Source organism: Nitrosophilus sp., from assembly GCF_982775275.1.
This window is the reverse complement of record NZ_CEXZHP010000153.1, coordinates 1-3698: the sequence shown is the minus strand read 5'-3', so window position 1 is coordinate 3698 and position 3698 is coordinate 1. Positions and strand designations below refer to the sequence as shown.

Annotated in this window: 4 protein-coding genes; all 4 read left to right on the top strand. The window is 33.6% G+C overall.

The window, feature by feature from the left end; all coding sequences use genetic code 11:
• The first annotated feature begins 108 nt into the window (after positions 1-108).
• The 4 genes from AC30RD_RS07260 to AC30RD_RS07245 are packed head-to-tail and all read left to right on the top strand — an operon-like array spanning position 109 to position 3555.
• Positions 109-450, top strand: a complete 342-nt coding sequence (locus tag AC30RD_RS07260; protein WP_489493760.1) for a carboxymuconolactone decarboxylase family protein — start codon at positions 109-111, stop codon at positions 448-450.
• Positions 443-1414, top strand: coding sequence for a thiamine pyrophosphate-dependent dehydrogenase E1 component subunit alpha (locus AC30RD_RS07255; protein WP_489493759.1), 972 nt, complete (start codon positions 443-445; stop codon positions 1412-1414). Before AC30RD_RS07260 ends, AC30RD_RS07255 begins: the two co-directional genes overlap by 8 nt.
• A complete protein-coding gene (locus AC30RD_RS07250; RefSeq protein ID WP_489493757.1) occupies positions 1401-2378 on the top strand; it encodes an alpha-ketoacid dehydrogenase subunit beta in 978 nt (325 codons plus the stop codon). The genes AC30RD_RS07255 and AC30RD_RS07250 overlap by 14 nt, the downstream gene beginning before the upstream one ends.
• Positions 2368-3555 carry a 2-oxo acid dehydrogenase subunit E2 gene (locus tag AC30RD_RS07245; RefSeq protein ID WP_489493756.1) on the top strand — a complete coding sequence of 396 codons (1188 nt, stop codon included), beginning with the start codon at positions 2368-2370 and terminating at the stop codon, positions 3553-3555. Before AC30RD_RS07250 ends, AC30RD_RS07245 begins: the two co-directional genes overlap by 11 nt.
• Positions 3556-3698: the final 143 nt, after the last annotated feature.

Genomic DNA, 3698 nt, shown 5'->3' with positions numbered 1-3698 from the left:
TTTTTCAAAATTATAACTAATTTAAGTTAAAGAGATGTAAAATTGATAAAAGCTGGAGAAATAGCAAAAATGAAATTCTAAATTATCAATTAAAAAAAGGAGGATGAGATGGGAAAGATGAGCGAAAAATTGGAGCAAATTAAAAGGTTGATAGGTAAATTGCAAACAACTCAGCCAAATGAAGTAAAAGCCTTTTTAAACTTTATGACCGAAGTTGAAAAAGAGGGAGCTTTATCTACAAAGGAAAAAGAGCTTGTCAATATTGGACTAGCTGTGGCGGCTCAGTGTGAATGGTGTATCGCTCTTCATACAAAAGGCGCTTTGGATGCCGGCGCTAAAAAAGAGGAGATTATAGAAGCGGCTATGCAGGCTGTTTTAATGCATGGAGGACCAGCTTTAATGTATATGACTCCTTTATTTGAAGCATTAGAGGAATTTTCAAATGAATAGCGCTCTTGTTAAAAAGTTTTATTATTTGATGAAACTTGGAAGAGAGTTTGAGATAGCCGCAAAAGAGGAGTATATGAAAGGAAATATTGCCGGCTTTTTACATTTAGATATAGGACAAGAAGCTTGCAGTGTTGGAAGTATGATAGCTTTTGATAAAGGTGATGTTTTTACCCATTATAGAGAGCATGTATTGGCGATTGCAAGAGGTATGGATATAAAGCTTATTATGGCTGAGCTTTTTGGAAAGGTTGAAGGAATTAGTAAAGGCAAAGGGGGATCTATGCATCTATTTGATCCCTCTTTAAACTTTTACGGAGGCGATGCGATAGTTGGCGGTCATCTACCGATTGCGGTTGGGTGTGCTTATGCAAGAAAAATACAAGGAGAAAATGCCGGAGTTTTTGCAATTTTTGGAGATGGAGCGACCAACTCCGGAGCTTTTTTTGAAAGTATAAATATCTCTTCAGCTTGGAAATTACCGATAATATTTTTTATAGAAAACAATTTTTACGCAATCGGAACAAGAATAGATTGGGTAAGCCCTTTTGTAGAGCTATATAATAAAACAAAAAATTATATGCCAAGTATTAAAATAGACGGTATGGACGTATTTGAAGTTTACAATGCTGTTGTTAAAGCAAAAGAGCATATAGAAAACTCCCTTGGACCATATTTAATAGAGGCACAAACATATAGATATGAAGGCCACTCTATGAGCGATAGCGGAAAATACAGAAGCCAAGAGGAGATTGAGATTTATAAATCAAAAGATCCTATCAAAAATTTAAAGAAAAAGGCGATCGAATTAAATATCGTAAATGAAGAGTTTTTTAAATTAACTGATGAAAAAATTAAAAAAGAGATTAATGAAGCTGTTGATTTTGCTCTAAACGCAAGTGAGCCGGATATAAAAGAGCTCTACAGGGATGTTTATTGCAAGGAGTGCACAAATGTTATACCGTGAGGCATTAAATAAAGCCATTGATGAATCGATGAGCGCAGATGAGAGTGTTGTTATACTTGGAGAGGATGTTGGTAGATATGGAGGAAGCTATAGAGTAACCGAAGGACTTTTTGCAAAATATGGCAAAGATAGAGTTATAGACACTCCAATTGCCGAACTTAGCATAGTTGGTAACGCTATAGGTATGGCGATTGGGGGACTTAGGCCTATTGCTGAGATTATGACGGTAAATTTTTCACTCCTTGCAATGGATCAAATAGTAAATCACGCGGCAAAATTTAGATATATGAGCGGCGGAAAAATGACAATCCCTTTAACTATCAGAATGCCAGGAGGCGTATCAAGACAACTAGCAGCGCAACATAGTGAAAGTTATGAAACATTTTACGCATCGGTTCCGGGCCTTATCGTATTGGCTGCTTCTAATCCAAATTATGCCTATCATGGGCTAAAAAAAGCAATTTTTATAAATGATCCGGTTATTTTTTTAGAACATGAACTTTTATATACTTACGATGGGGATATAAAAGATGAAAAAAATTTTGACCCTTTTAAAGCCGAAATCGTAAAAGAGGGAAAAGATGCTACTTTGATAACATACCTTAAAATGAGATATGACTCCATAGAAGCCGTTAGAGAGATTGAAAAAGAGTTAAAAATATCAATAGAAATAATAGATCTAAACTCATTAAATCCTATCGATTATGAGACTATTTTTAATTCTATAAAAAAGACAAAAAGAGCAATTATCGTAGAAGAAGATCACAAAACCGGCGGATATGGCGCTCAAATTGCAAGCGAAATAGCAACAGAGTGTTTTTATCATCTTGATGCTCCAATTTTAAGAATAGCCGCCGAAGATGTTCCAATCCCATACAATAGAAAATTGGAACTTGCATCTATTCCAACACCGAAAAAAATATATAAAAATGTAATCAAATGGGGAAAAGAAAATGGATTATGAGATAAAAATGCCGATACTTTCAGATACTATGGAAAAAGGTAAACTTATAAAGTGGCATGTTAAAGAGGGAGATAAGGTAAAAAAAGGAGACGTTATAGCCGAAGTTGAAAGCGATAAAGCTATTATGGAAGTGCAAACTTTTAAGGATGGGATAATAAAAAAGCTTTTGGCAAAAGAGGGAGAGGAAATAGCTGTAAAAAATCCTATTGCGATTATAGAGACAGAAAAAATAACAAAAACTAAAGAGAAAAAAGAAGAAAAAGAGGAAGAAAAGAAAAAAGAAGAAAAAGAGGAAAAAGAGGAGATTCCACCGATTTTAGAAGAGATTTCAAAAGAGATTACTTCGATTCCAAAAGGCATCGCTTCACCTTTAGCAAAAAAAATGGCACAAAAAGAAGGCATAGACATTGAAAAACTTCAAAAAGAGAGTATACTACCCTCGCCTGCTCACGCAAAAGATATTCAGCAAGAGACTTTAAAAAGATATTTTACTCCAAAAGCAATAAAACTATTAGATGAGTATCAAATAGATTATAAAAGTTTCAAATTGGATCATAAAATAGATTCAAATGAGATAAAAAAATTTATAAAACAGAACAACATTCCAAAAATAGTAGAGCCATCATCAAATCAAAAAGCGGTTATAAAAAATGTTGTTAACTCCCAAAAAAAACCGGTTTTTTATATGTTTGAAACATTTGAAATAGAAAAAGAGCCAAAATATAAATTAACTTCTATTATTCTAAAACGTTTGGGTATTGTTATGCAAAATCATCCTATGACAAGAGCCGTTTTAGAAGAAGAAAAGTATAAAATCTATCCAAACTCAAACATTAGCCTCGCAGTTTACAAAGATAACAAACTTTTTATGGTTGTATGCAAAAATGTGGAACAAAAATCTATTGAAGAGATTGATAAGTGGGTTAGAGATTTAAAAAAAAGAGATTTTACTATAGAAGATTTTAAGGGATCAACTTTTGGATTGTCAAATCTTGGAATGTTTGAGATTAAAAGCTTTACCGCAATGATAAATCAAAATGATTCAGGAATATTGGCCGTTGGGGCTTTAGATAAAAAAAGTATTAATATGACTTTTACCTTTGATCATAGAGTTATCAACGGCGTTCAAGCGGCACTTTTTATAAAAGATCTAAAGAATAGTTTTAAAAAAGGATAAAAATTGTATGATATTATCTTTATAGGCGGGGGCTTAAATTATGCCGGAGCGGTAGTGGCTGCAAAAAAAGGCTTGAAAGTTGCTCTTATTGGAAAAGAGTTATCCCATATTGGAGGAACCTGCCTGCATAATGGATGTATTCC